The following is a 26,383-nucleotide window of genomic DNA, read 5'->3' as shown; positions in this document are numbered from 1 at the left end:
CTCAGGGCTGCAGGTCCTCCCAGACGAACGTCGTCGTCGTGCCGGACACCCAGTCGCGGCGGAGGATCGCGTAGGCCACGGCCGCCAACGCCTCGCCTCCCTCGACCGGCCAGCCCTCGCGACGGTGCGCCTCTTTGACGAAACCCGACCTCAGAAAGGTCGTGCGCATGGCGAGGTTGTCCTCGCGGGTCTGCCCTTCGAGGCGCACGGCGTCGGGGTAGGTCTCGAACACGAAGCCGGTGAGCGCCCGGACGATCGGGGCGCCGAGACCGCGACCCCGGTACCTGCCGGCGAGTCGCAGGTCGAAGGCGGGTGCCGCGCTGCCCGGGTTCTCGATGATCACCATGCCGATGCGCCCGTGCTCCTCGTCGTCGACCCAGAAGAGGCTGCGGCCGCGCTCGAAGTGGCCCGCGTCGATCTGCGCGGCGACCTCCGGCTCGGAGGGCTCCGCCACTGCGTGGAAGGGGAACCGGTCGCGGGTGAGGAAACGAGTGAACGCGCCGCGGTCGGCTCCCCGGATGTCGATGGGGGCAAACGTGACGCTCATGGGCTCTCCTTGTCGGCCGCGGGGTGCGGCACACTCAGCTGCCGAGCATACCGACGCGCGACCCTGGTCAGGTGCCCGGCACGGGCGGGCCGGTGCGCCAACGCAGGATCGCGCCGACCTCTGCGTGCTCGGGCAGGGTCACGGCGTCCTCCGCTGCCCGCGGGTCGCCGCTGCCGGTCGCGGCGTAGGAGTCGGTGAAGAGGATCTTCGCGTCGGTCAGCAGCGCGGCACGGATCAGGGCGAGTTGCGCCGGCACGGTCGCGATCACGGGCGCGCCGAGGGCGTCTTCGGGTGTCGTCGCGATCCAGGGCTCGGCGCCGAGCGCCAGCGCCTCCCTGTCGGTGAGCCGGTCGCTGTCGAGCACGAGGGTGTCGACCTGTGCGCTCGCGAGCGCCTGCACGACCGCGCCGAAGCTCAGGTCGACGCGGTTGTCTCCACGGCCCTCGTGCATGTTGAGCTGGTCGAGAACCGCGCGCTTGTCCTCGGCCAGCACGCGCTTGATCTCCGAGTCGATCCGCTCTGCGAGGGCCTCGTCGCTCGAGCCATCCGCTCTCGTGTTCGTCGGTTCGACGGCGAGGATGGCGCGGCTCGCCTCGGAGAGCTCTTCTTCGAGCAGCTGCCGGGCCCGGATGTCGCCCGCGACCACGAGGAGGCGGGGCATACGCTCGCGCACCACCTCGTCGACCGTGGCGGCGAGCTTCGACTGGGTCTGCTTCCAGATCTCCTCGGTGTGGTTCTGGAAGTGGTCGTTGCGCCAGTCGCCGCCACGGCGCACCTTGTGCAGCGTGTCTGTGCGGCCCGTGACCTGTTCTTCCCGCTCGGGAGCGGAGGCGCCGGCGCGGTAGAGGCGCGCCTCGCCGCCGTCGCGCGAGGTCTCCACCACCAGATAGCAGAAGTCGAGCGGCTGCATCCGCAGCAGGGGCGCGAGGTCGGGGAGGGGCCCATACGACACAGACTCCGGCGCGACGGCGATACCCGGAAGCGCCTCCTCGAGCACCAGCTCCCCGTTCTTGGCGAGCACGTACAGGCAGGCGGGGCTGGGCGCCAGGGGATTCGTCGCCAGCGCGTCGGTGATCGCGTCGATGTCCGCCATCGGGGCGCCCGCGCGGGCGAGGGCGTCGAGCACCGAGGTGCGGCGCTGCTCCTTCACTCCGGGCGGATCGGCAGTGTCCACCGACATGTCGATGTAGACCTGCGAGTAGTCGCCTCCCTCGCGATAGATCCTGGCGAGCTCGTGGCCCGTGCCCGTCGTTGTACCGGCCATGTGGAAGCACCTCCGCTGTCGTGTGTGAACCTCTTCCCATCCTCTGTCGGGGGAGATTCGAGCGACGAGGGGGTTGATTTGGCTCGACGGGGCGCACAAGCCCGTGGCTGAGAAAGTTCTTCGCCTTTGAGTGGGGGTGCCGTACTGTTGCGAAATGGTGACCCCAGTCGAACCACACGTCGTGCAGCACAGTCAGCTGAAGCGCTCGATCACGGCCAAACAGTTGTATTTCTATGTCGTCGGCGACGTTCTCGGTTCAGGAATCTACGTTCTCGTCGGTCTGGTCGCGGCGGCCGTCGGGGGCGCCTTCTGGATGGCCTTCCTCGTCGGTGTGGCGATCGCCACCGTCACGGGACTCGCCTATGCCGAGTTGGTCACGAAGTACCCGCAGGCGGCGGGGGCATCGCTCTACATCAACAAGGCGTTCCGCAGCCCGGCGCTCACGTTCTTCATCACGATCTGCATGCTGTCGGCCAACATGGCCGCGGTGGGGTCGCTGTCCGCCGGATTCGTGCGTTACTTCGGCGATCTGATCGGGCTGCCGGACGACGCGATCTGGGCTGCCGCCTTCATCGCCCTGGCGTTCGTCGCCCTCATCACCGTGATCAACCTGATCGGCATCACCGAGTCGGTGGTGGCCAACGTGGTCATGACCTTCATCGAGGTCAGCGGTCTGCTGATCGTCGTGATCATCGGAGTCATCGCCCTGGTCGAGGGGGTCAACGACCCTTCGGTGCTGCTGCAGTTCGGCGTCGCCGGCGATTCGGGGTCGGCGATCCTGGCGGTGCTCGCGGGCGTCTCTCTCGCATTCTTCGCCATGACCGGATTCGAGAACGCCGCGAATGTCGCGGAGGAGACCATCGACCCGTCGCACGCGTTCCCGCGAGCGTTGATCGGGGGCATGGTCACCGCAGGTGTCGTGTACGTGCTGGTCTCCATGGCCGCAGCGCTGGCCGTGCCGATCGAGACCCTCGCCGGCAATACCCTGCTCGAGGTCATCCGCGCCGACCTGTTCTTCATCCCGGCCTCGGTCATGCTGGTGGTCTTCGGAATCATCGCCATGATCGCCATCAGCAACACCACGCTGGTCACCGTGGTCGCGCAGTCGCGGATCCTGTTCGGGATGGCGCGCGAGAACATCGTGCCGGCTGTCTTCGCCAAGGTGCATCCGGTTCGCCGCAGTCCGTATGTCGCACTGATCTTCGGAGCCGCCATCGTCAGTGCGCTGCTGGTGATCGGCGCGGCGATCCGCTCGAGCCAGGCCGGGCTCCCGGAAGACGAGCAGCTCGACATCGTCGACCGACTGGCGACGATCACCGTCGTCTTCCTGCTCTTCATCTACGCGCTGGTGATCGTCGCCTGCCTGAAGTTGCGCGGCACGGACGAGACCGCCGACACCTACCGGGCGAACACGCCGCTGCTGATCGCCGGGATCGTCGGCAACCTGGCGGTGCTCACCTACACCCTGATCGACGACCCGGACGCGCTCTTCTGGGTGGCCGGCCTGCTGGCCGTCGGCCTGGTGCTGTACCTGGTGCAGAACTTCTTCGGCAAGAAGAAACAGCTTGCCACTAACCCGCCCTCGAGCAGCAAGGAGGACTGAGTCATGCATGTCATCGTGGCCACCGACGGGTCTCTCGCCTCCCTGGCCGGGGCCCGCCAGTTCAAGTGGATCGCCGACTCCCGCGAGGTCACCGACGTGACCATCGTCGCGGTGGTGAGCCCCTACGCCGCTGCTCCGTTCGCCAACGAGCTGGGTCCGAAGCGCTCCCCCGGGCAGACGGAGCTCAGCTTCAGTCAGGATGCCGCGACCGCCGTCGATATCGTCGCGGCCGAGTTCGACGGGTGGGGGCCGAGAATCCACAAGCAGGTGCGCAGCGGCTCGCCCGCCCAGGAGATCATCCGGCTGGCGGAAGACCTCGACGCCGATCTCATCTCGATGGCGTCGGGGAGCCGCGGGCTCACCCGCACGATCCTGCTGGGCAGCACCGCGTCGCGGGTGCAGCACTCCGCGCCGTGCCCGGTGCTGGTGTGCCGGCCCACGCCGCACAGCGAGCGGGCGCTGGGCTGACGGTCTTTGCTACTCGCGACCCTCTTCGAGCGGGATGAGCATGGTGCGGAAGGGCCCGGCGACGGCGTGAAGGTCCCAGATGCGGTCGGCGACGTCGTCGATGCCGTTGGGCAGCTGCAGCTTGGGGATGCCTCCGGGGATGACGAGCTGGATGACCCGGATGCCCTCGTCTTCGAGCGCATCGTGGAGCATCTCCCCGTAGGCGCTCTCGGCCGGGAATGCGACCGACGTACCCGCGAAGCCGCCACGAGCCTTCACCGAGGTGCCGCCGTTGATCAGGATGATGCTGCCGTCGCCCGTCTCGCGCATCGCCGGCAGTACCGCACGAGCCGCGTGGATGAGCCCGAGAGCGGAGAACTGCAGCGCCTCCAGCGCGAGCTCCGGGGTGAGGTCGAGAACGGGCTTCAGGTAGTCGCGTGACGGCAGCGGGCTGTACTGCAGCGCGGTGATCGGGCCGAGCTCTGCCGCGGCACGCGCGAGGGCGTCCTCGATCGTCGCCGGCACGCGCACGTCGGCGGCGTAGCCGCTGGCGGTGAGGCCCTGCACTCGGAGCTCCGCAGCCATGGCGTCGAGCTTCGACTGGTCTCGCGAGATCAGGGCTATCGAGAAGCCTTCGCGCCCGAATCTGCGCGCGACCGCCGCACCCAGTCCCGGTCCGGCTCCGATGATTGCGATGACTGGCACGGTGCGCTCCCTGAGATCGATGCGGGCGCGTTCACCCGCTGATCTATTCTGCCCCGATACGATCACTCGACCGCGCCGCTTCCCCAGGCGACCGTTCCCTTCGCGAGCGCCTCTTTGTGGGCGCCGCCCGCCTGACCCGTGTTGGCGACGAGCCGACCGTCGGAGGATTCGTGAACGGGCGGCGCCGAACAGGCCACGAGCGTGATCCTGGCCGAGAGCACGACGACCACGCCCGGTGTCCTGCGCCGCAGGGAGTGTGTCTCCATAGGGCGATGCTCATCGTCTCGGAGGTTTCGTCAGCCGAGCCCGTCACGCCGTTCCGAAGGACGCGGCGCGACACGCCCATCCAGCATCGTCGTCAATCCGTCAACCTGAGCCATCACGAGGTCGCGATCGCCGAGCGCGACGCGAACGTGGTGGTCGATGTATCCGCGCATCTCAGGCGGAAAGTCCGAGCGGACCGCCGACCCGACAGTGCCGTTGGCTTGATTCAGCAGGATAGCGAGGTTGGGTTTGTCCTGCATTTCGCGATCGACCCAGTCGTCGTGCCCGAAGACCCGTCCCATATGCATGATGCCGTCGCCGAGGTATGAAGCAGCGAACACCGCTGCGGCACCGAACGCAGCTTGCGCGCCCAGGTCGCCGCCGTCCAGCTCAGTGTCGTAGTACGCGCGAATCTCCTGTTCGAGGTACGAGGCCACCGGGCGCACCAAATCAACGTCGGTCTCGCTCACCGCCCTGCTCTGGCTCGAGCGCTCCACGACCTCGTTCAGCAGATCCATTTTCGACGTGAGCTGCTCGCGCAGATCCGGGTTCAGTTCTCTGCCCTCGATGAGCGCGACGGCGTTGTGGAAGACCATGAGGCGCTGAAGGTTGGCGAAAGCCAGGACGAGCGCGTTGAATCGATGTTCCTCGGGCGTCATTCCACCAACCTAATAGGCCCGGGTCGATCGGTCGGGTTCGGCGAGCCGGGGCTCAGTTGTTGAAGCGGAACTCCACGACGTCGCCGTCCTGCATCACGTATTCCTTGCCCTCGATGCGGGCCTTGCCCTTCGAGCGGGCCTCGGCGATCGAGCCGGTCTCGACCAGGTCGTCGAAGCCGATGATCTCGGCCTTGATGAAGCCCTTCTCGAAGTCGGTGTGGATCACACCGGCTGCCTGCGGGGCCTTGGCGCCCTTCGGGATCGTCCAGGCGCGGGTCTCTTTCGGGCCCGCGGTGAGGTAGGTCTGCAGGCCGAGGGTGTCGAAGCCGATGCGGGCGAGCTGGTCGAGGCCGCTCTCCTCCTGGCCGGTCGACTCGAGCAGCTCGGCGGCGTCGGCTGCGTCGAGGTCGATGAGCTCACTCTCGAGCTTCGCGTCGAGGAACACCGCGTGCGCGGGGGCGACGAGTGCGGCCAGCGCGGCCTTGCGGTCGTCGTTCGTCAAGACCGCTTCATCCACATTGAAGACGTAGATGAACGGCTTGACCGTGAGCAGTCCGAGCTCCGCGAGCAGCGACAGGTCGAGCTTGGTGTTGCTCGACAGCGGCTTGCCCTCGTCGAGCCAGGCGACCGCTGCGGCGGCCGTGTCGATGGTTGCCTGCGTGATCTTCTTGGCGCGCAGGTCCTTCTCGTAGCGGCTCTGTGCCTTCTCGAGGGTCTGCATGTCGGCCAGTATCAGCTCGGTGTTGATGGTCTCCATGTCGCTGGCGGCGTCGACCTTGCCGTCGACGTGCACCACGTCGGGGTCTTCGAATCCGCGCACGACCTGGGCGATGGCATCCGCCTCACGGATGTTCGCGAGGAACTTGTTGCCGAGGCCCTCGCCGACAGACGCGCCCTTGACGATGCCGGCGATGTCGACGAACGACACCGCGGCCGGGAGGATCTTCTCGCTGCCGAAGATCTCGGCGAGCACGGCGAGGCGTGCGTCAGGCAGGCTCACGATTCCCGTGTTGGGTTCGATGGTCGCGAACGGGTAGTTCGCGGCGAGCACCGAGCTCTTGGTCAGAGCGTTGAACAGGGTTGACTTGCCCACATTGGGGAGTCCGACGATTGCAATAGTGAGAGCCACGAGAGTCAAGGGTACCGGGAACGGCGGCATCGGACCTGCCGCGGGGCGATTCGGGGCACTAGAGTCATCCTCAAACGACACATCCGAATAAGGAGACAGTTGTGAGCAACGACGCTCAGGCCCTGCCCGACACCTCCCCCGCCGTCGTCATCGGAGCCGGCCCCGCCGGCCTCGCGATGGCAGCAGAGCTGGGCCGCGTCGGCATCCACGCGGTCGTCATCGACAAGGCCGGCGAGGTCGGATCGAGCTGGGCCCACCACTACGACAGGCTGCACCTGCACACCACCCGGCGGCTGAGCTCCCTGCCGGGTTCGGTGATCCCCCGCTCGGCCGGTCGGTGGGTGGCGCGGGACGACTTCCGTGCGTACCTGCGTGACTACGCGCGGCGCAACAACCTCGACGTGCGGCTGAACACCTCCGTGACATCCGTCGACCACCTTCCCGACGGACGCTGGAGGGTCGGATGCGGCGCCGAAGCCGTCGTCACCCCGCTGGTCGTCGTCGCAACGGGTTACAACCACACACCGAAGCTGCCCGACTGGCCGGGCAGCGGTTCGTTCACGGGGCGAATCCTGCATTCGAGCGAGTACCGCAACCCGGCCGCAGTCGACGGGCAGTCCGTGCTCGTCGTCGGACCGGGCAACAGCGGCGCCGAGATCGCGGCCGACCTCGCCGGCGCCGGCAAACAGGTGTGGCTGGCGATCCGCACCCCGCCGAACATCGTGCGGCGTGTGGTGCTCGGCGTCGCGTCGCAGGTGCTCGTTCTTTCGGTCTCGCCGTTCCCCACCCGCGTGGGCGACGGCATCTCGCGGCTGCTGCAGAAGGTCACCGTCGGCGACCTCTCCCGGTTCGGTCTGACGAAGGCGCCCCGCGGCGTCTTCACCCAGCAGGAGCGCGACGACGTCACCCCGACGATCGACGTCGGGCTCATCGACGTGGTGCGCGCGGGAAGGGTGACCGTGGTGCCGTCGGTCGAGTCGTTCGACGCCGACGCCGTCACGCTCGCGAACGGCGAGGTGCTGCGTCCCGAAACGGTGGTGGTGGCGACCGGTTACCGTCGCGGTCTCGAGCCGCTGGTCGCGCACCTCGGGGTGATCGCTCCGTCGGGGCGCCCGACGATCAACGCCGCTCAGCAGGCGCCGGGACTCGACGGGCTCTACTTCCTCGGGTACTCGAACCCGCTCACCGGCAACATCCGGCAGGTGGGCATCGACGCCCGCGCGATCGCGCGGCAGGTCGGGCGGCGAGCGGCCGCAGCGTCGGTCAGGGTGCCGGCGGTCCAACCCGTCGTGGCGCCGGCCGTCGCGGCGCCGGCCGTCGCGGCGCCGGCCGTCGTGCCGCCCGAGCCGCGGTTGTCGTAGCCGAGGCTGGCCGGGTCATTCGCGGCGCTGCAGCACCAGCCTGTAGCCGCGCTCGCGGAGCACGAACCAGGCGAGAGCGATCGTCGCGGCGACGCCGAGGATCGCGTAGAACGCCACACCGGAGACGCTGCCGAGCGTCAATGCGACCGCCGAGAGCGCCCACGGCACGGTCGACGCACCGATCGCGACAGCCCAGTCCCGACGGGCTCGCGCGACCGCGATCAGAACGAGAACGGCCGCGAGGGCGCAGAGCAGCAGCGGGCTGCTGATCAGACTCCAGCCATTCCACGGGTCGAGCCGACCCTCGAACCGCCAGGTCCCCGGCGTCTGGCTCTCTGCGATGGCCCTCGCTGCCATCGACAGAGGGATCACGACAGCGATGCCGGCCGCGGCGGCGAGCCAGCGGGCGCCCGCCCGCTTCTGCCCCCGCCGCGTGGGGCGGCCCATCATTGCGAGCAGGGCCAGAGCGGCGAGCGTGACCAGCGCGCCGTCCGTGGGGCGGAGCGTCGCCATCCGGTGCCCTGCGTGCTCGATCAGGAGGAGGCTGACGGGAAACGTGAAGGACAGGGTGAACGACGCGGTGCGAGCCAGCCCGACAAGGGCGAACCCGAACGCGGCGAACCACAGGCCGAACAGCACCACCCCGGCGCTGGCGAACGGCCCGAACCCGGGAACGGCCGAGTGGGTCACACGCCAGTCGAACGCCCAGCCGTTCCACGGTCCGTTCGGCGCCCACGGCGCCCACTCCGAAGCCAGGAACAGCACGAGCGCGAGAGCGAACCCGGTGCCGAGACTGATCGCCGCGATCCGGTCCCGGATCGTTGCGGGGATGCGGTCGGGCACCTCCTTCGCGGTCGCGGCGATGCCGTGCAGCGCGAGGTTCAGCACGTCGCCGAAGCGCGGCTTCTCGCGCCCGGTCGCCTCGGCCTCGTCGAGCAGTGTGCCGAGGATCGCCTCGCCGTTCTCCTCGCGCCAGCCCCGGGGGTACCAGTCGAGTGCGGCCCGGTAGCGGCGCTCCAGCGCGGCGCTCATACGACCGCCGCCTTCACTGCGACCCGGGCGCGCAGCTTTGCTTGCGCGTTCGCGGCGTTCGCGGCGAGCCGGGTCGCTTCCGCCTCGAGACGCTGCGCGCCAGCATCCGTCAGCCTGTAATAGCGACGCAGCCGGCCGGCGACGACCTCGTCTCCCGCTCCCTCGACGAGTCCCTGCTCGCCCAGGCGGTCGAGGGCGGCGTACAGGGTGCCGACCTTGAGCTGCACGCGCCCGTCGGAGAGTTCGGCCGCCTCGGCGATGAGGGCGTAGCCGTGCTTGCGGCCGTCGGCCAGGGCCGCCAGCACGAGGAACGTGGGTTCACGCATTTCGGTTGTGGTCATGCCGCGAGTATATTCAGGCTGTCGATATATAGCGGACACTGCGCGGCGTGTCGTCTCGTCGTATTTGAGATACGGGATGCCTCGCGGCTGGAGCCGCCCGATGCCCAACACGCGGGCGGCTCTCCGGCGACCGTCGGGGGTGCGTGTGACCATTGATGCGTGCCTATCAACTTCACCGCCATCGACTTCGAGACCGCGAACTCCTCGAGTGCGAGCGCGTGCTCGGTCGGGCTCGTGAAGGTCGTCGACGGCCGTGTGGTCGACCGGGCGAACTGGTTCATCCGCCCGCCGCTCGGGCACGACTACTTCAACGAGTGGAACACCCGCATCCACGGCATCGTCGCCGCCGACATCGTCGACGCCCTGCTGTGGAGCGAGCAGCTGGCCGACATCGTCGCCTTCGCCGACGGCGACCACCTCGTGGCCCACAACGCCGGCTTCGACATGGGAGTGATCAACGGCGGATGCGCGGCGAGCTTCATCGAGACGCCCAGCTTCAGCTACGCCTGCAGCCTGCAGATCGCTCGCAAGACCTACTCGCTCGACTCGTACAAGCTGCCCGTCGCGGCGATGGCCGCCGGCTTCGAGGACTTCGCCCACCACGACGCCCTCGCCGATGCCGAGGCGTGCGCCGCGATCGTGGTGCACGCCGCCAAACGCCACAACGCGCTCGACATAGAGCACCTGGTGAAGATCACCGGAACCAAGCTCGGGCGCATCGGCGCGGTCGCGCTGGCAGGTTAAAGCAGGCTGAGCCTGTCAAAATCTCGCCCGCATAGTGCGCGAGGGGATTTCGACAGGCTCAATCAGCGAGTGGCCTAGGAGCGGCGCTGACGCTTCTCGCGCACACGCATGTTCACGTTGATCGGGCTGCCCTCGAAGCCGAAGATCTCGCGCAGGCGGCGCGTGATGAATCGACGGTACTGCGGGTCGAGGAAGCCGGTCGTGAACAGCACGAACGTCGGCGGACGCGATCCAGCCTGCGTGCCGAACAGGATGCGCGGCTGCTTTCCGCCGCGCACGGGGTGCGGGTGCTCGGCGGTGAGCTCTGCGAGGAGGGCGTTGAACTTGCCGGTGGGGATGCGGGTGTCCCAGGAGGCCAGCGCGGTCTCGAGGGCGGGAACCAGCTTCTCCATGTGGCGGCCGGTCTTGGCCGAGATGTTCACGCGGGGCGCCCAGGCGACGTGGCTGAGGTCCTGCTCGATCTCGCGCTCGAGCATCTCGCGACGCTCGTCGTCGAGGATGTCCCACTTGTTGAACGCGAGAACGAGCGCGCGGCCCGACTCGAGCACGAGGTCGACGATCTTGAGATCCTGCACGCTGATCGGTTCGGAGACGTCCATCACGACGATGGCCACCTCAGCCTTCTCGAGTGCGGCGCTCGTGCGCAGGGTGGCGTAGAAGTCGGCGCCCTGGGCGAGGTGCACACGACGGCGGATGCCGGCGGTGTCGACGAAGCGCCAGAACTTGCCGCCGATCTCGACCTGCTCGTCTACCGGGTCGCGGGTGGTGCCGGCGAGGTCGTTGACGACGACGCGCTCTTCGCCCGCGGTCTTGTTGAGCAGGCTCGACTTGCCGACGTTCGGGCGGCCGATGATGGCGACGCGGCGGGGTCCGCCGACCTCTTCCTTCGCGACGGCCGAGACCTCGGGGAGCACGCTGAGCACCTTGTCGAGCAGGTCGGCGACACCGCGGCCGTGCACGGCGGAGACCGCCCAGGGCTCGCCGAGTCCGAGCGACCAGAGGGACGCGGCATCCGCCTCTTGACGCACGTCGTCGACCTTGTTGGCGACGAGGATGACGGGCTTCTTGGTCGCGCGCAGCATGCGTACGACGTGCTCGTCAGTGGAGGTGGCTCCGACCGTGGCATCCACCACGAACAGAACCGCGTCGGCGAGGTCGACGGCGATCTCGGCCTGGGCCGCGACGGAGGCGTTGATGCCTCGGGCGTCGGGCTCCCAGCCGCCGGTGTCGACGATGGTGAACTTGCGTCCGGCCCACTCGCCCTTGTAGTTCACCCGGTCGCGCGTGACGCCGGGGGTGTCTTCGACGACGGCCTCGCGGCGGCCGATGATGCGGTTGACGAGCGCCGACTTGCCGACGTTCGGGCGTCCGACGATGGCGAGCACGGGCAGCGCCGGCAGGTAGGTGATCGCGTCGGGGTCGTCGCTGAGCGAGTCGAGCAGGCCCAGGTCTTCGTCGTCGAGGTCGTAGTCGCCGAGCCCGGCACGCAGGCTGGCTGCGCGCTGCGCGGCTTCGGTGTCGTCGAGGGAGATGATGCGCTCGGCGAGATCGCCGTCGATCGCGGGGTATTCGTCTTGCTCGGCCATGGGTGGTCGTCCTTAATCAGTCACTGGTGCGCACGAGATCTACGACCGCGTGAACGGTCTGGTCGAAGTCGAGTTCGGTTGAATCGATGGTCACAACGCCATCGGCGGCGTTCATGAAGTCGACGACCTTGGAGTCCTGGGCATCGCGCGAGCTGAGCTGCTGCGCGGTCTTCGCGGCCGACTCCGTGGAGAGTTCGGCTGAACGCCTAGCCATTCTAGCCTCTTCGGTCGCGGTGAGCAGAATTCGCACGGTAGCATCCGGCGCGACGACGGTCGTGATGTCTCGCCCTTCGACGATAATCCCCGGCGTCGTGGACGAGCGGATGATGCTGCGGAACAGCTCCACGAGATAGCCGCGCACCTCGGGCACGCGCGCCACGGCGCTCACCACGGCGGTGACCCGCGGCTCGCGGATCGCGTCGGTGACGTCCTCGGAGCCGACCCGCACGAAGTAGTCGTCGGGGTGGATGCCGATCGAGTAGGGGAAGTCGTCGAGCACGGCGACGAGCGCGGCGGGGTCTTCGGTGTCGACTCCGCGGTCGAGCGCGGTCCAGGCGAGGGCGCGGTAGGCGGCCCCGGTGTCCTGGTAGCTGAAGCCGAGGGAGCGCGCTGCTGCGCGGCTGACGCTCGACTTGCCGCTGCCGGCCGGGCCGTCGATCGCGACGACGGTCGCTGAGCCTGTCGAAGCGTGGTCTGTGTTCTTGTCGCTCATGCGAGTGCCTCCGAGATCTTCCATCCGCGCGATTCGAGCTCGCCCACCAGTCGGCTCTCCACGGTCGGCAGCACGGAGATCTCCGCGAGTCCGATCTGGGCGCCGGGCGAGTGTTCGAGGCGGAGGTCTTCCATGTTGATGCCGAGCTCGCCGATTTCGGTGAGCAGCCGGGCGAGTTCGCCCGGCTTGTCGTCCACGAGGACGACGATGCGGCTGAAGTGTTTTGCCTGCCCGTGCTTACCGGGAATGCGGGCGACGCCGGTGTTGCCGTCGGCGATGAGTTCGGCGAGGGCACGGCGTGCGCCGACGGCGTCGGGAGCGTCGAGGGTCTGGATGGCGCGGTCGAGGTCGTCGCGGTAGGCGTGCAGGATGGCGCTGATCGCCGGCGCGTTCGCGCGCAGGATCTGCACCCATAGCTCGGGGTCGCTGGCGGCGATGCGCGTGGTGTCGCGCAGCCCCTGCCCGGCGAGCGCGGTCGCCGCGTCGGTGGCATCGGTCAGTCTTGCCGCCAACAGGGAGGAGATCAGCTGTGGAGCGTGTGAGACGAGGGCGACGTTGCGGTCGTGGTCCTCCGCGGTCATCTCGATAGGGAGTGCGCCCAGATCGAGGGCGAGCTGCTCGACAGCCGCCGCCCGGCCGTAGGTGATGCCGTCGTGTCCGGCGATGACCCACGGGCGGCCGTTGAAGAGGTCGGCGCGCGCCGAGATGGCGCCGCTGCGCTCGCGACCGGCCATGGGGTGCGAGCCGATGTAGCGGCTCACGTCGGCGCCGAGCGCTAGGAGCTCGCGCAGGGGCTCGACCTTGACGCTTGCCACGTCGGTGACGAGCGCGTTCGGGTAGGCGGCCAGTTCGGCCGCCACGATCCGGGACGTGACATCCGGCGGCACGCACACGACGATGAGCTGGGGGTCGTCTGCGGCGACGGATTCACGGCCGGCGCCGTAGTCGATCGCGAGGGCGAGGCTCGACGGCGAGACGTCGGAGAGCGACACGTCGACGCCGCGCGCACGCAGGGCGAGAGCGATGCTCGTGCCGAGCAGGCCGGTGCCGACGATGCGCACGGGGCCGGCGAGTCGCCGGTCAGTCATCCGTGCTGTCTTCTTGCGACTCGTCGCCGGTCGAGTCATCCGCCCCGGCCGGGGCAACGCTGCCGCCGCGGGAGATGGTCAGCAGCTCGCCGATCTCGGCCTTGGTGAGGTCGCGCATCGCGTCGGGGGCGAGGCTTCCGAGGTGCAGCGGGCCGAACTGGCGGCGCACCAGGTCGATGACGGGGTGGCCGACCTCCTCGAGCATGCGGCGCACGATGCGGTTGCGGCCGGAGTGCAGCGTGACCTCGACGACGGTCTCGTCGTTCGACGGCGTGCCGATGATTCGGGCCTTGTCGGCCTCGATGAGTCCGTCTTCGAGCTCGATGCCGCCGACGAGCTTGTTGATGGTGTGCTGGGTGACGACGCCCTCGACCTTGGCGATGTAGGTCTTCAGCACTCCGAACGACGGGTGGGCGAGGATGTGCGCGAGCTCGCCGTCGTTGGTGAGCAGCAGCAGACCCGACGTCTCGGCGTCGAGGCGTCCGACGTTGAACACGCGCTCCTCGAAGACGCTCGTGTAGCGGCGCAGATCGGGGCGGCCCCGATCGTCGTTGAGCGACGACACGATGCCGGTCGGCTTGTTGAGCATGATGTAGAGCTTGGTGGTGTCGAGCTGGATCGCCTTGCCGTCGACCGACACGAGGTCGGTGGGCAGCACCCGGCGTCCGGGCTCCTCGACGCGCACGCCGTTGACGGCGACCCGTCCGGCGGCGATGAGGTCTTCGCAGACGCGGCGGGAGGCGACGCCGGCGGCGGCCATCACCTTCTGCAGGCGTTCGCCCTCGGGGTTGCTGTAGGGGGTGGTGGGGCTATGGTCGTTCATCGAATCCGTCCGATCCATCGGCGAGAAGCGGCGAGAGGTGCGGCAGGTCGTCGATGCTGTTGATTCCGAGCTGGCTGAGCATCAGGTCGGTTGTGGCGTAGTGAATCGCACCGGTCTCACTGTCGGTGAAGCTTTCTGTGATCAGCCCGCGGCCGAGGAGGGTGCGCACCACGGAGTCGACGTTGACCGCCCGGATGGAGGCGACCGCGCCGCGGCTGATGGGCTGCTTGTAGGCGATGACCGCGAGGGTCTCGAGCGCGGCCTGGCTGAGCTTGGTGGGGTTCTGGGTGAGCACGAAGTCGCGCACGACGCCGTCGAGCTGTTCGCGCACGTAGAAGCGCCAGCCTCCGGCGACCTCGCGCAGCTCGAATCCGCGGCGCACTCCCCCTTCGGCACCGTCGAAGTCGGCCACGAGCCGGGCGATCGACTTGCGCACCTCGGCTACGGGAACCTGCACCGACGTCGCCAGCGCGATGAGGCTCATCGGCTCGTCGGCGACCATGAAGATCGCCTCGAGGCTGCGGTCGAGCGCGTCGCGCTGCGGGTCGACGGAGACGCGGCTCTGTTCGGTGTCACGAGTCATAGTCTGATCCCAGGTTGGCGAGGCTGTCTTCAGACCAGTGTTCCGCATTCCACCTGATGCTCAGCTCACCGAGCGGCTCCAGCTGCTCGAAGGCGACGGCCGCGTGGCGGTAGAGCTCGAGCACCGCGAGGAACCGGGCGATGACCACGCCCTTCAGGTCGGCGCCCGCGATCAGCTGCCGGAAGGTCATGGTGCCGTTGCGGCGCAGAAGCGCGACCACGTGCGAGGCCTGCTCTCGGATGCTGACGAGAGGCGCGTGCAGGTGGTCGAGCCCGACGGTGGGGATCTCGCGCGGCGCCAGGGCCAGCGCGGCGATGGCGGCGAAGTCGTCGGGGGTGAGGGTCCAGACGAGCTCGGGAGTCTGCTGGCGGTACTTCTCCTCGAGTCGAACCGAGCGGTAGTGACGCGTCGACTCGGCATCGAGCTTCTCGGAGAACCACCGCGTGGCCTCCTTGAACGCCCGGTACTGCAGCAGGCGGGCGAAGAGCAGGTCGCGCGCCTCGAACAGGGCCACGTCTTCGGCATCGACCAGTTCGCCCTGCGGCAGCAGCCCGGCGACCTTGAGGTCGAGCAGCGTCGCGGCGACCACGAGGAACTCGCTCGCCTGGTCGAGCTCGGCGGTGGTGTCGAGCTGGCGCAGGTAGGCGATGAACTCCCCGGTGACCACGCTGAGCGAGATCTCGGTGATGTCCATCTCGTGCTTCGCGATGAGCGAGAGCAGCAGGTCGAACGGGCCGTCGAAGCCCGCGAGGGTGACCGAGAACTTCGCGGCCGTGGGTTCCAGCAGCTCGCTGCTAGGCGGCTGCGCCACGGAAGATCAACTCTCTGGCGAGCTGGCGGTAGGCCTCGGCGGCCTGGTGCTCGGGAGCGTAGGTGGTGATCGGTGCGCCCGCGACGCTCGCGTCGGGGAACTTCACCGTGCGGCCGATGACGGTCTCGAAGACCTTCGAGCCGAACGTGTCGACGACGCGCTCGAGCACCTCGCGCGAGTGCAGGGTGCGGGAGTCGTACATGGTGGCGAGGATGCCGTCGAGCTCGAGCGCCGGGTTGAGGCGGTCGCGCACCTTCTCGATGGTCTCGACCAGCAGCGCGACGCCGCGCAGCGCGAAGAACTCGCACTCGAGCGGGATGAGCACGCCGTGGGCGGCCGTGAGCGCGTTGACGGTGAGCAGGCCGAGCGAGGGCTGGCAGTCGATGAGGATGACGTCGTACTTGTCGCTGACCTTCGCGAGCACGCGGGCGAGGATGTTCTCGCGCGCGACCTCGTTGACGAGGTGCACCTCGGCGGCCGACAGGTCGATGTTGGCGGGGATGATGTGCAGCCCGGGGTAGGCGGTCTCGACGATCGCCTCTGTCGGGTTCTTCATCGTGCCGAGCATGAGGTCGTAGATTGTGGGCACGTCGTGGTTGGGCACGCCGAGGCCGGCGGAGAGGGCGCCCTGCGGGTCGAAGTCGATAGCGAGAACCTTGCGGCCGTACTCCGCGAGGGAGGCGGCGAGGTTGATCGTGGTCGTGGTCTTTCCCACGCCACCCTTCTGGTTGCAGAGGGTGATGATGCGGGCGGGTCCGTGCTCGGAAAGCGGTTCCGGAACAGGGAAAACGGTGATGGGGCGACCGGTCGGGCCGACCGGAGGCGTCTCGAGGCCGGGAAGTTCGCCACCCGTGTTCTTCTTGGCCGTCACGCGTACTGCTCCCGTTCTTGCCAGCCGCACGTGGCCGGGCGATACAACTGTAACCGGTCGAGTAGCGGCCGCTGTGTAGGCCGCCCGCGGGTCACGCTTTCCGGCTTCCGCGCAGAGCCGAGGGGCAACCTTTCGACCTTCAGGCACACGCTGAACAGCAGAACCTTGCCCCACAGCTCCTCACCGGCGCCGACGTCGGGCCCCACAGAGCCGAGGGGCAAGGTATCGACCTTCACGCACCCGCTCAACAGCAGGACCTTGCCCCGCAGCTCGCGCCGACTGCCCCGCAGCTCGCGCCGACGGCCCCGCAGCTCGCGCCGACGGCCCCACAGGTCCCACCGGCGCCGCAGGTCAGCGGGCGCGCGGGTGCGCCACCGTGTACATGTCGCGCAGGGTGTCGGCGGTCACCTGGGTGTAGATCTGCGTCGTCGCGACGGAGGAGTGACCGAGCAGTTCCTGCACCACCCGCACGTCGGCACCGCCGGCCAGCAGGTGGGTCGCGAACGAGTGCCGGAACGTGTGCGGCGAGATCTCGAAGCCCAGCTCGGCGCGCTCGGCGGCCGCCCGGATGATCAGCCAGGCGTTCTGCCGCGACACGCGCTGCCCGCGCGCGCCGAGGAACAGCGCCGGAGTCGAGGTGCCGCGCAGCGAGAACGCCGGGCGCGCCCGCACCAGATACCGGTCGAGCGCCGTGCGCGCGAAGCTCCCGACGGGCACGATGCGCTGCTTGCCGCCCTTGCCGAAGAGCCGCACCACGTCGCCCTCGATCACGTCGTCGACGTTGAGCGCCACCGCCTCCGAGATGCGCGCCCCCGTCGCGTAGAGCAGCTCGAGCAGCGCCTTGTCGCGCATCTGCTGCAGCTCGTCGCCGTCGGTGGCGGCGAGCACGGCGCCCATCTGCTCGATCGTGATCGCCTTCGGCAGCCGCGACCCGAGCTTCGGCGGTTTGGTGTCGGCCGCGACATCCGTCACCACCAGCGATTCGCCGACGAGGAAGCGGTGGAATCCGCGCACCGACGACAGCATCCTGGCCATCGACGAGGCGACGAGCGCGCCCTCGGGCCGGGATCCGAGGTGCCTGGCGTACGCGGACACGTGGGCGGGCGCGATGCCCTCTGGCGTCTCGACGCCCTGTACGCGCAGGAACTCCGCGTAGCCGTCGAGGTCGCGGCGGTAAGCGGCGAGGGTGTTGGCGGCGAGCCCGCGTTCGATCGCGAGATGGCGCAGGTAGCGGTCGATGATGACCGCGAGCGCCCCCGGAGCCTCGGACACGGTGCTGTCTACTCGGAGCGGGCCAGGCGGCGGGCGACCGGATGCTGCGGCCACGGCGAATCCGCCGGTGCGAGGCTCGACCATCCGCGGGTCTTGGAGACGTGTGCGGCGAGGGCCGCGATGACGAGGATCGAGTTCTGCACGCGCCGGTCGAGCACGGCGTCGACGATCTCGTCGAGCGGCACCCAGCGCTTCTCGATCTCGGCCTCCTCGTCGGTGCGGGCGAAGACCTCCGCGGCGGCGCTCACACCGCGGGCGAGGTAGACGCGCAGCGCCTCGTTGTTGCCGCCCGGCGAGGTGTGGAAGTCGGTGAGCACCGACCAGTCGCTCGCGACGAGGTCGACCTCCTCGGCCAGCTCGCGCTGCGCGGCGGTGAGTGACGACTCCCCCGCGAAGTCGAGCAGTCCGGCGGGCAGCTCCCACTCGCGGGTCGCCACGGGGTGGCGGTACTGGCGGATGAGGCAGACGCGGTCGTCGTCGTCGAGCACGAGCACCGCGACGGCGCCCGTGTGGTCGATGTACTCGCGCGTGATCTCGGAGTCGCCGAACGTGAAGCGGTCACGGCGCACGTTCCAGATCGCGCCGTCGAAGACGACCTCGCTCGACAGCACGGGCAGGTCGACGAGTTCGTCGGCGAGCGCGGTCGCCGAGCCTGTCGAAGCGCCCGATCCGGTCGCCGAGCCCGCGTCGAAGCGCTCAGGCCCTTCGACAAGCTCAGGGACCGACCCGGTCGAGGGCTCAGGCACCGGCAGGCTCCGGCACCTCGAACAGCCGGGTGGCCTGCTGGCGCTCGAGAGCGGCACCGACGAGACCCTTGAACAGCGGGTGCGCGTGGTTCGGGCGCGAGCGCAGCTCGGGATGCGCCTGTGTTCCGACGTAGAACGGGTGCACCTCGCGCGGCAGCTCGACGAACTCGACGAGATGCCCGTTGGGCGAAACACCGGAGAACCGGAGGCCGGCCTCGGCGATCTGCTCGCGATAGGCGTTGTTCACCTCGTAGCGGTGACGGTGGCGCTCGCCGATGCTCGCGGCGTTGTCGTACAGCGACGAGACGATCGAGCCCTCGGTGAGCGCGGCCTCGTAGAGGCCGAGGCGCATGGTTCCGCCGAGGTCACCGTCGGCGATGATGTCGACCTGCTCGGCGATCGTGGCGATCACCGGGTAGAGGGTGTCGGGATCGAACTCGCTCGACGACGCGCCCTCGAGGCCGACGACGTCGCGGGCGTATTCGATGACCATGCACTGCAGGCCGAGGCAGAGGCCCAGCACCGGGATGTGGTTCTCGCGGGCGAACAGCAGGGCGCCGAGCTTGCCCTCGATGCCGCGCACGCCGAATCCGCCGGGAACGCAGATGCCGTCGAGGTCGGAGAGCTGCTTGGCCGCGCCCTCGGGAGTCTCACAGGTGTCGGAGGCGACCCAGCGGATGTTGACCTTGGCCTGGTGGGCGAACCCGCCGGCCTTGAGCGCCTCGGTGACCGAGAGGTAGGCGTCGGGCAGGTCGATGTACTTGCCGACCAGGCCGATCGTGACCTCGTCCTTGGGGTTGTGCACGGCGTCGAGCACGATGTTCCAGCCGTCCCAGTCGACGTCGTCGGCGACGAGGCCGAGCTGCTCCATGATGTAGGCGTCGAGACCCTGGTCGTGCAGCATCGTCGGGATGTCGTAGATGCTCGGAACGTCGACCGCGTTGACGACCGCCTGCTCGTCGACGTCGCACATGAGGGCGATCTTGCGCTTGTTGCTCTCGGAGACCGGACGGTCGGAGCGCAGCACGAGCGCGTCGGGCTGGATTCCGATCGAGCGCAGGGCCGCGACCGAGTGCTGCGTCGGCTTGGTCTTCTGCTCGCCCGAGGCGTTCATGAACGGCACGAGGGAGACGTGCACGAAGAACACGTTCTTGCGGCCGAGCTCGTGACGCACCTGGCGGGCCGACTCGATGAACGGCTGGCTCTCGATGTCGCCGACCGTGCCGCCGATCTCGGTGATGATCACGTCGGGGCGCCCGCTGCCGTCTGCGGGCTCCTCGGCCTGCAGGCGCATGCGGCGCTTGATCTCGTCGGTGATGTGCGGGATGACCTGCACGGTGTCGCCGAGGTACTCGCCGCGGCGCTCCTTGGCGATCACGGTCGAGTAGATCTGCCCGGTGGTCACGTTCGCGGCCTGGTCGAGGTTGATGTCGAGGAACCGCTCGTAATGGCCGATGTCAAGGTCGGTCTCCGCGCCGTCGTCGGTCACGAAGACCTCGCCGTGCTGGAACGGGTTCATCGTTCCGGGATCGACGTTGAGGTAGGGGTCAAGCTTCTGCATAACGACGCGGAGACCGCGCGCCGTGAGAAGGTTGCCGAGACTGGCAGCCGTGAGTCCCTTGCCGAGGGAAGAGACCACCCCGCCAGTTACGAAAATGTGCTTTGTTACGCCCGCTTCAGAATTGTTCACCACGGGGTTCTAGCGTATCTCACGATTGCCCCATCGTGCGCGTGTCGCGCGAATCGTCACGTGCCCGCAACATTCAGGCGCGCTGGACCCGTGCCGTCTCGATGAGCTCGCGGGCGTGCGCGAGCGCGTTCTCGGAGTCGGGGAGGCCGGAGAGCAGCCGCGCCATCTCGGCGATGCGCTCGTCTCCGTCGAGCTGCTCGACGCTCGACGCGGTGACCGCCCCGTCGTTGTCCTTGAGCACCCGCAGGTGATTGGTGGCGAAGGCTGCGACCTGGGCGAGGTGGGTGACGACGATGACCTGCGCGTCCTGACTGAGCTGGGCGAGCCGCCGTCCGATCTCGATCGCCGCGGCCCCGCCGACGCCGGCGTCGACCTCGTCGAAGATGAACGTGGGAACGGGGTCGTTGCCCGCGATGACGACCTCGATCGCGAGCATCACACGCGAGAGCTCGCCTCCCGAGGCGCCGCGGCCGAGGGCCCGCGGCTCCGCGCCGGGGTGCGGCTGCAGCAACAGCGAGACCTGGTCTTTGCCGCTCATCGAGTACTCGGTGCGGTCTTCGACCTCGACGGTGAGGCGCGCGTTGGGCATCGCGAGCGCGGCCAGCTCGGCGGTGACGCGGTCGGCGAGCCGCGCGGCGGCCGCTGTGCGCACGGCGGTGATGCGCTGGGCGAGCTCGACCACGAGCGACTCGTCGGCGGCGACCTCGTCGACGAGCGCTTCGATGCGGTCGGAGTCGTTGTCGAGCTCGAGCAGCCGGCCACTGCCCGAGTCGAGGTAGTCGATGACCTCGTCGAGCGAGCTTCCGTACTTGCGCACGAGGGCGCTCAGCTCGGCACGGCGCTCCTGCAGCGCCTCGAGCTCGCGCCCGCCGTCGCTGTCGAGGCCGCCGAGGTAGCTCGAGAGCTGCGACGAGATCTCGGAGACCGCGATCTCGGCCGCGTCGAGCGCAGCGACGATCGGGGTGAGCTCGTGGTCGTGGGCCGAGACGCGTTCGAGCTGACGTTTCGCCGTGTCGAGAAGGCTGAGGATGTCGGCGGCTTCGTCGGAGTTCTGCCCCGAGACGAGGTCGAGCGCCTGCGCCGACGCCAGACGGAGGTCTTCGAGGTTGGTGAGCCGGTCGACCCGTTCGCCCAGTTCGACGTCTTCGCCGCGCTGTGGGGCAGCCGCCTCGATCTCGGCGGTCGCGAGGCGGAGGTCTTCGGCCTCGCGGGCGCGACGGTCGCTCTCGGCGACGAGGACGTCGAGCTCGCCCTGATTGGCCTGCCAGCGGCGGAACACGTCGTGGTAGGTGCCGACGATCGCCGACAGCTCTGCGCCGGCGAACCGGTCGAGGGCCTCGCGCTGCGCCGTCGACGACCGCAGCCTGATCTGGTCGGATTGTCCGTGCACGACGACGAGCTGCTCTCCGATCTCGCCGAGCACGCTCACCGGCGTCGTGCGCCCGCCGACCGTCGCCCGACTGCGGCCCTCGGCCGAGATGGAGCGGCCGATGATGAGCTCGCCCTCGTCGAGGTCTCCCCCGGCGTCGCGCACCCGTTCTGCGACGGCACCGTCGTCGGCGATGAGCCAGTGGCCCTCGACGACGGCTTGCGCGCTGCCCGAACGGATCGCCGCGGCATCCGACCGCTCGCCCAGGAGCAGACCGAGGGCGGTGACGACCATGGTCTTTCCCGCGCCGGTCTCGCCGGTGATCGCGGTGAAGCCCGGGCCGAGCGGCAGGCGCGCCTCGCCGATGACCCCCAGGTTGCGGATGAGTATCTCTTCGATCACGGGGTGACGACCTCGTCTGACGGGCCCCGCCAGCCGGTGACCGGCAGGTTGAACTTGTGCACGAGCCGGTCGGTGAACGGCCCCTGCGCGAGGCGGGCGAGCCGCACCGGCTCCTTCGAGCGACGCACCACGACGCGGGCGCCGCGGGGAAGGTCGTGGGCGCGACGTCCGTCGGCCCAGAGCACGCCGGTTCCCTGGGTGCGGTCGAGCACCTCGACGGCGAAAGACGAGTCGGGGCCGACGACGAGCGGGCGCGCGAACAGCGCGTGCGGGCTCAGCGGGACCAGCAGCAGCGCATCGACGCTCGGCCAGACGACCGGGCCGCCGGCGGAGAACGCGTAGGCGGTGGAGCCGGTGGGCGTCGACATAACGACGCCGTCGCAGCCGAACGAGCTGAGCGGACGGCCGTCGACCTCGATGACCACCTCGAGCATGCGTTCGCGGGAGGCCTTCTCGACGGTGGCCTCGTTGAGAGCCCAGGTCTCGTAGACGACCTCGGAGTCGACCTTCACCCGCACGCTGAGCGTGAGGCGCTCCTCGACCGTGTAGTCGCGGGCGAGGGCGCGGATGACCGTCTCGGTGAGGTCTTCGCGCTCGCTCTCGGCGAGGAATCCGACGTGGCCGAGATTGACGCCGAGCAGCGGCACGGGACAGCCGCGAGTGAGCTCGGCCGCGCGCAGGATGGTGCCGTCGCCGCCGAGCACGATCACGAGCTCGAGGTCGGAGATGCGCACGGTGTCGCCGAGCAGCTCGACCGGTGCGACGTCGGGGGCGGCGGCGATGACCTCGGCATACTCGTCGCCGTAGAGCACGGGCCTGATTCCGGCGGCGATCAGCTGGCGGCAGACCTGCACGGCGGCGTCGAGGGAGTCGGCGCGGCCGGTGTGCGCGACGATGAGAATGTGCCGTGTCTCTGTCACGTACGCAACCCCTTAGCCATTCCTACATGCGGTGAACCGAACTGCGGCACAAACTCAGGTGATCGCAGAGACGTGCTCCATCCATTCTGTCGGATTAGTGCCGACGCTCGCGCTCAACCGCACCAGATACTCCTGATTCCCAGACCCGCCGGCGATTGGGGAGGGGATGACGCCCGCCGTCGACAGCCCCAGATCCCACGCCGCCCAGAGCACACCCATCACGGCGTCGGCCCGCAGGCCGGCGCTCTTGACGATGCCCTCGCGGATGCCCGTGCGCCCCACCTCGAACTGCGGTTTGACCAGCAGCACGTAGTCGGCCGCCGTGCCCACGGTCGCCACGACGGCGGGAAGCACCGTCGGCAACGAGATGAAGGAGAGGTCGGCGACGACGAGGGTGGGCAGTTCGGAGATCCCGGATGCGCCCGCGAGCGACTCCGGCGTCATGAACCTCGCGTTGAAACCCTCGACGACCGACACGCGTTCATCGCCGCGCACGGTCGCGTCGAGCTGGTCGTGCCCCACGTCGAGCGCGATCACCCGGCGCACGCCGCGTTCGAGCAGCACCTGGCTGAACCCGCCGGTGGACGCGCCGACGTCGAGCGCGAGCCGGCCCTCGACGGTCACCCCGAATGCGTCGAGTGCCGCGACGAGCTTGTGCGCGGCACGGCTCACGTAGTGGTCGATTCCTGCGACGTCGAGCCGCTGGTTCGGGCGAATGTTCGCCGACGCCTTGACGACGGGCACCCCGTCGACGGTGACGAGGCCGTCGGCGATGAGCCGGGCCGCGTGGGTGCGCGAGCGCGCGAGCCCTCGGGCGGCGAGAGCCGCGTCGAGTCGGGAGCCCTGCTCGGGCTGGTCAGCGATGGGTGTCGCCGCCCTCGAGCTCGGACTGCAGCTGTTCGTGCACGTAGGAGTACGCCTCGGCGCGCGCGTCGAGCGGCTGGTCTTCGATCACGAGCAGTCGCGACAGCAGAGCGTCAGACTCGTGCGTGCTCACCGCGTCGTTGTCGCCCATGCTCACGAATATAGCTCCGGGGCCACGCGCAGCCCGTAGATCGCCACGCCGGAGTTCCAGATCGCCGCGGTGCCGGCGCGCAGCCGGTTGATCGACGAGCCCGGGCTAACGACCGTGAGGTTCTCCCCGTCGCGGCGCACGACAGCGTCGCCCACCGTGGTCACCGTGGCCGCGCCATCCGTCGTCTCGATCGTCTCCGGGTACGGCTCCGATAGCTGTCGCAGGTCGTCGAGGATGAAGGTGGGCCGCTGGTCCTTCTCGGCCGCGAGCACCTGCTTGGCCTGGTCGATGCCGGTGAGCACCAGAACCGAAGAGAGTCCGGCGCGGTTGGCGCCGAGGATGTCGGTGTCGAGCCTGTCGCCGATCACGAGGGTCGATGTCGCGGCGAACCGCTCGGTCGCCACCTCGAACATCGGCACCTCGGGCTTGCCTGCCACGACGGGCAGGCGCCCGACGGCGGTGTGCACCGCCGACACGAGGGTGCCATTGCCGGGGGCTGTGCCGCGGGCCTGCGGGATGGTCCAGTCGGTGTTGGTGGCGACCCAGGGGATGCCCGCCGCGCCCTTCGACGCCTGCAGCGCGAAGGCGGCCTCGGCGAGGTGAACCCACCCGACCTCGGGCGAGAAGCCCTGCACGACGGCGGCGGGCTCGTCGAGCGCCGACCGGGTCACGGTGTAGCCAGCCTTCTCCACCTCGTCGACCAGGCCCGCTCCCCCGATCACGAGGATCGCCGAACCGTCGGCGACGAGGGTCTTCATCACACGCATCGCGGCCTGCGGCGAGGTCACGACGTCGTCGGCGGAGACGGTGAGCCCCAGAGAGGTGAGGTGCTCTGCGACGGATGCCGCGGTGCGCGACGCATTGTTCGTCAGGTACCCGACGCGGTGGGCGCCGCTCGCGGAATTGAGGGCGTCGACGGCGAACGGAATCGCGTCGGGTCCCCGATAGACGACCCCGTCGAGGTCGGCGAGCACGAGGTCGATGCCGTCGAGCGGCGTCGCGCTACTCGTCACGTGGGCGTGATCGTTCGTCGGGCTCTTCTGCCGTCGCGGGAACGGACTCGTCCACTTCACTCTCGTACTCTTCCTCGATGATCTCCATGGTGGCGTCCTCGCCACCGTTGTCTGCGAACTCCAGTGCGTCTGCCGCGGCGTCGGCGTGGGAGTACCACGTCTCTGCCTCGTCGTCACGGCCGAGCTCTTCGAGCACGGCGCCGTAGGCGGCGAACAGGTTGGGGCTGTACGAGAAGGCGGTCTTCGGGTCGAGCTGCGGGATCTGCAGTTCGACGAGAGCGAGGTCGGGCTGCTCGAGGTCAAGGCGTGCGCCCGACATGGCGATGGCGAGCTCGACCTGCACGGGCACAGGCAGGGAGGAGCGCGGCACGGAGCGGCCCAGCTCGAGCGCGCGGTCGGGCCGTCCGATGCCGCGTTCGCTGTCGACCATCATGGGCAGCTGGTCGTCGCGGCCCGTGATGCGACGGTAGGTGCGCAGCTCTCGCAGGGCGAGGGCGAAGTCGCCGATCGCGTAGGCGGTGATCGCGAGCGTCTCGCGCACGACACCGATCCGGCCGGCGCGACGCGCTGCGGAGAGCGCATGGCGGTGGGCCAGCTGCGGGTCGGTCTCGATCAGGCGCGCGGCCATCACGAGGTGCTGGGCGACGCCCTCCGCGTTGTCTTTGGCGAGGGTCTTCAGCTCGTTGCCGGCGACGCGGTCGAGGTCTTTCGGGTTCGTGCCCTCGGGGATCTCGGGGTCGTCGTGGCGCGGACGCACCGACCGGATGTTGAACGGGTCGCGGTCTTCTTCAGGCTCCGGATGGCGCGCGTCGCGGTCGCCGCGTGCGGGCTTGCCGCCGCTGGTCCAGAGACGCTTCTCCCCCTCGGGCTTGCGGCCGGCGCCGCCCCGCTCTGCGTGACTGCGCTGCGGGCGGTCACCGTCGCGGGCGGGACGCTCGTCGCGAGAGGGACGGTCGCCCGTAGGGCGATCTCCGGTGGGACGCCCGGTCGACGGGCGGCCGTTCTCGGGTCGCCCCTTCGCGGGACCGGCGTTGCGGTCGTAGCGACCGCCGGTGTTGCCGCCGCCCGGACGTCGAGGCTCCTGGCCTGGTCCGCCTTGGCCTCTGCCGCGGTCTCCCGAATCACTCACTGGTCACGTCTCCTGTGTACTTGTCGTCGACATGGCGGCGAGCCGGGGCTCTGAGCCGACAGTCCATTGTCGCAGTTGTGCTGCTGTTTAGTTGATGCGTGGCTGTTTTGCCGATGCTTGTTAAAGCACAATGGCCACCCCGAAGGGTGGCCATTGTCTAATTTATGTCCGGCGGTGTCCTACTCTCCCACAAGGTCCCCCTTGCAGTACCATCGGCGCAGAGAGTCTTAGCTTCCGGGTTCGGAATGTGACCGGGC

The 26,383-nt window shown here is 69.1% G+C and carries 28 protein-coding genes and 1 rRNA gene; 4 read left to right on the top strand and 25 right to left on the bottom strand.

The genetic code is table 11. The features are described 5' to 3' along the window. Window position 1 precedes the first annotated feature (1 nt). Window positions 2-547 carry a GNAT family N-acetyltransferase gene (locus ABIE21_RS00145; protein ID WP_354022763.1) on the bottom strand — a complete coding sequence of 182 codons (546 nt, stop codon included), beginning with the start codon at window positions 545-547 and terminating at the stop codon, window positions 2-4. Between the two features lie 67 nt (window positions 548-614). Continuing rightward, window positions 615-1,811: a baeRF2 domain-containing protein gene (locus ABIE21_RS00140; RefSeq protein WP_354022762.1), complete on the bottom strand. Its 1,197-nt coding sequence runs from the start codon at window positions 1,809-1,811 to the stop codon at window positions 615-617. A gap of 154 nt (window positions 1,812-1,965) precedes the next feature. On the opposite strand from ABIE21_RS00140, the gene ABIE21_RS00135 reads away from it, so the two are divergent. Together ABIE21_RS00135 and ABIE21_RS00130 are read left to right on the top strand one after the other, a co-directional pair. Continuing rightward, complete coding sequence (locus ABIE21_RS00135; RefSeq protein WP_354022761.1) at window positions 1,966-3,414, top strand: APC family permease; 1,449 nt, start codon at window positions 1,966-1,968, stop codon at window positions 3,412-3,414. A 3-nt stretch (window positions 3,415-3,417) separates the two neighbouring features. Continuing rightward, a complete protein-coding gene (locus ABIE21_RS00130; protein ID WP_354022760.1) occupies window positions 3,418-3,882 on the top strand; it encodes a universal stress protein in 465 nt (154 codons plus the stop codon). Between the two features lie 9 nt (window positions 3,883-3,891). Here ABIE21_RS00130 and ABIE21_RS00125 read toward each other — a convergent pair whose 3' ends face one another. The 4 genes from ABIE21_RS00125 to ychF all read right to left on the bottom strand — a co-directional run bounded on the left by ABIE21_RS00125 (window position 3,892) and on the right by ychF (window position 6,618). Further along, window positions 3,892-4,566, bottom strand: a complete 675-nt coding sequence (locus ABIE21_RS00125) for an SDR family NAD(P)-dependent oxidoreductase (protein WP_354022759.1) — start codon at window positions 4,564-4,566, stop codon at window positions 3,892-3,894. A gap of 62 nt (window positions 4,567-4,628) precedes the next feature. After that, a complete protein-coding gene (locus ABIE21_RS00120) occupies window positions 4,629-4,832 on the bottom strand; it encodes a hypothetical protein (RefSeq protein WP_354022758.1) in 204 nt (67 codons plus the stop codon). Window positions 4,833-4,862: 30 nt separating this feature from the next. Next, window positions 4,863-5,489, bottom strand: a complete 627-nt coding sequence (locus tag ABIE21_RS00115; RefSeq protein ID WP_354022757.1) for a hypothetical protein — start codon at window positions 5,487-5,489, stop codon at window positions 4,863-4,865. A 52-nt stretch (window positions 5,490-5,541) separates the two neighbouring features. After that, a complete protein-coding gene (gene ychF / locus ABIE21_RS00110) occupies window positions 5,542-6,618 on the bottom strand; it encodes a redox-regulated ATPase YchF (RefSeq protein ID WP_354022756.1) in 1,077 nt (358 codons plus the stop codon). Window positions 6,619-6,719: 101 nt separating this feature from the next. On the opposite strand from ychF, the gene ABIE21_RS00105 reads away from it, so the two are divergent. Beyond that, complete coding sequence (locus ABIE21_RS00105) at window positions 6,720-7,979, top strand: flavin-containing monooxygenase (protein ID WP_354022755.1); 1,260 nt, start codon at window positions 6,720-6,722, stop codon at window positions 7,977-7,979. 15 nt (window positions 7,980-7,994) lie between these two features. Here the strand turns inward: ABIE21_RS00105 and ABIE21_RS00100 are convergent, their stop codons facing one another. Both ABIE21_RS00100 and ABIE21_RS00095 read right to left on the bottom strand, forming a co-directional pair. Next, window positions 7,995-9,011, bottom strand: coding sequence for a hypothetical protein (locus ABIE21_RS00100; RefSeq protein WP_354022754.1), 1,017 nt, complete (start codon window positions 9,009-9,011; stop codon window positions 7,995-7,997). After that, complete coding sequence (locus ABIE21_RS00095) at window positions 9,008-9,352, bottom strand: PadR family transcriptional regulator (RefSeq protein ID WP_354022753.1); 345 nt, start codon at window positions 9,350-9,352, stop codon at window positions 9,008-9,010. Before ABIE21_RS00095 ends, ABIE21_RS00100 begins: the two co-directional genes overlap by 4 nt. A 159-nt stretch (window positions 9,353-9,511) precedes the next feature. Here ABIE21_RS00095 and ABIE21_RS00090 point away from each other — a divergent pair, with 159 nt between their 5' ends. After that, the gene (locus ABIE21_RS00090; protein ID WP_354022752.1) at window positions 9,512-10,096 is read left to right on the top strand and encodes an exonuclease domain-containing protein; all 585 of its coding nucleotides are present in this window, start codon (window positions 9,512-9,514) and stop codon (window positions 10,094-10,096) included. Window positions 10,097-10,170: 74 nt separating this feature from the next. On the opposite strand, the gene der is transcribed toward ABIE21_RS00090, so the two are convergent. The 17 genes from der to rrf all read right to left on the bottom strand — a co-directional run. Further along, a complete protein-coding gene (gene der / locus ABIE21_RS00085) occupies window positions 10,171-11,682 on the bottom strand; it encodes a ribosome biogenesis GTPase Der (protein WP_354022751.1) in 1,512 nt (503 codons plus the stop codon). Window positions 11,683-11,698: 16 nt separating this feature from the next. Continuing rightward, window positions 11,699-12,394 (bottom strand): (d)CMP kinase, encoded by a 696-nt coding sequence (gene cmk / locus ABIE21_RS00080; protein ID WP_354022750.1) that lies wholly within the window; start codon window positions 12,392-12,394, stop codon window positions 11,699-11,701. Further along, the gene (locus ABIE21_RS00075; protein WP_354022749.1) at window positions 12,391-13,482 is read right to left on the bottom strand and encodes a prephenate dehydrogenase; all 1,092 of its coding nucleotides are present in this window, start codon (window positions 13,480-13,482) and stop codon (window positions 12,391-12,393) included. Before ABIE21_RS00075 ends, cmk begins: the two co-directional genes overlap by 4 nt. Further along, window positions 13,475-14,305, bottom strand: coding sequence for a pseudouridine synthase (locus ABIE21_RS00070; protein WP_354022748.1), 831 nt, complete (start codon window positions 14,303-14,305; stop codon window positions 13,475-13,477). Before ABIE21_RS00070 ends, ABIE21_RS00075 begins: the two co-directional genes overlap by 8 nt. Further along, the gene (scpB, locus tag ABIE21_RS00065; RefSeq protein ID WP_354022747.1) at window positions 14,292-14,888 is read right to left on the bottom strand and encodes an SMC-Scp complex subunit ScpB; all 597 of its coding nucleotides are present in this window, start codon (window positions 14,886-14,888) and stop codon (window positions 14,292-14,294) included. The genes ABIE21_RS00070 and scpB overlap by 14 nt, the downstream gene beginning before the upstream one ends. Beyond that, the gene (locus tag ABIE21_RS00060; RefSeq protein ID WP_354022746.1) at window positions 14,878-15,699 is read right to left on the bottom strand and encodes a segregation and condensation protein A; all 822 of its coding nucleotides are present in this window, start codon (window positions 15,697-15,699) and stop codon (window positions 14,878-14,880) included. The genes scpB and ABIE21_RS00060 overlap by 11 nt, the downstream gene beginning before the upstream one ends. Next, window positions 15,683-16,570 (bottom strand): ParA family protein, encoded by an 888-nt coding sequence (locus ABIE21_RS00055; protein WP_354022745.1) that lies wholly within the window; start codon window positions 16,568-16,570, stop codon window positions 15,683-15,685. Before ABIE21_RS00055 ends, ABIE21_RS00060 begins: the two co-directional genes overlap by 17 nt. A 351-nt stretch (window positions 16,571-16,921) precedes the next feature. After that, the gene (locus tag ABIE21_RS00050) at window positions 16,922-17,926 is read right to left on the bottom strand and encodes a site-specific tyrosine recombinase XerD (RefSeq protein WP_436232290.1); all 1,005 of its coding nucleotides are present in this window, start codon (window positions 17,924-17,926) and stop codon (window positions 16,922-16,924) included. Further along, a complete protein-coding gene (locus ABIE21_RS00045; RefSeq protein WP_354024370.1) occupies window positions 17,851-18,459 on the bottom strand; it encodes an NUDIX hydrolase in 609 nt (202 codons plus the stop codon). The genes ABIE21_RS00050 and ABIE21_RS00045 overlap by 76 nt, the downstream gene beginning before the upstream one ends. A 121-nt stretch (window positions 18,460-18,580) precedes the next feature. After that, complete coding sequence (locus tag ABIE21_RS00040) at window positions 18,581-20,278, bottom strand: CTP synthase (RefSeq protein WP_354022743.1); 1,698 nt, start codon at window positions 20,276-20,278, stop codon at window positions 18,581-18,583. 73 nt (window positions 20,279-20,351) lie between these two features. Then, complete coding sequence (recN, locus tag ABIE21_RS00035; protein ID WP_354022742.1) at window positions 20,352-22,049, bottom strand: DNA repair protein RecN; 1,698 nt, start codon at window positions 22,047-22,049, stop codon at window positions 20,352-20,354. Then, window positions 22,046-22,969: an NAD kinase gene (locus ABIE21_RS00030; RefSeq protein ID WP_354022741.1), complete on the bottom strand. Its 924-nt coding sequence runs from the start codon at window positions 22,967-22,969 to the stop codon at window positions 22,046-22,048. Before ABIE21_RS00030 ends, recN begins: the two co-directional genes overlap by 4 nt. A 54-nt stretch (window positions 22,970-23,023) precedes the next feature. Beyond that, on the bottom strand, window positions 23,024-23,833 hold the full coding sequence (locus ABIE21_RS00025; RefSeq protein ID WP_354024369.1) for a TlyA family RNA methyltransferase: 810 nt from the start codon (window positions 23,831-23,833) through the stop codon (window positions 23,024-23,026). Further along, a complete protein-coding gene (locus tag ABIE21_RS00020) occupies window positions 23,826-23,984 on the bottom strand; it encodes a hypothetical protein (protein WP_354022740.1) in 159 nt (52 codons plus the stop codon). Before ABIE21_RS00020 ends, ABIE21_RS00025 begins: the two co-directional genes overlap by 8 nt. Before the next feature lie 2 nt (window positions 23,985-23,986). Further along, complete coding sequence (locus ABIE21_RS00015) at window positions 23,987-24,997, bottom strand: HAD-IIA family hydrolase (protein WP_354022739.1); 1,011 nt, start codon at window positions 24,995-24,997, stop codon at window positions 23,987-23,989. Further along, window positions 24,987-26,126, bottom strand: a complete 1,140-nt coding sequence (locus tag ABIE21_RS00010) for a hypothetical protein (protein ID WP_354022738.1) — start codon at window positions 26,124-26,126, stop codon at window positions 24,987-24,989. Before ABIE21_RS00010 ends, ABIE21_RS00015 begins: the two co-directional genes overlap by 11 nt. Window positions 26,127-26,292: 166 nt before the next feature. After that, window positions 26,293-26,383: ribosomal RNA gene (rrf, locus tag ABIE21_RS00005) — 5S ribosomal RNA — on the bottom strand; the annotation flags it as partial.

Source organism: Conyzicola nivalis (assembly GCF_040548875.1).
Lineage (GTDB): Bacteria > Actinomycetota > Actinomycetes > Actinomycetales > Microbacteriaceae > Conyzicola > Conyzicola nivalis_A.
Note: the sequence above shows the minus strand (reverse complement) of the source record. Positions and strands in the feature narration are given on the sequence as shown.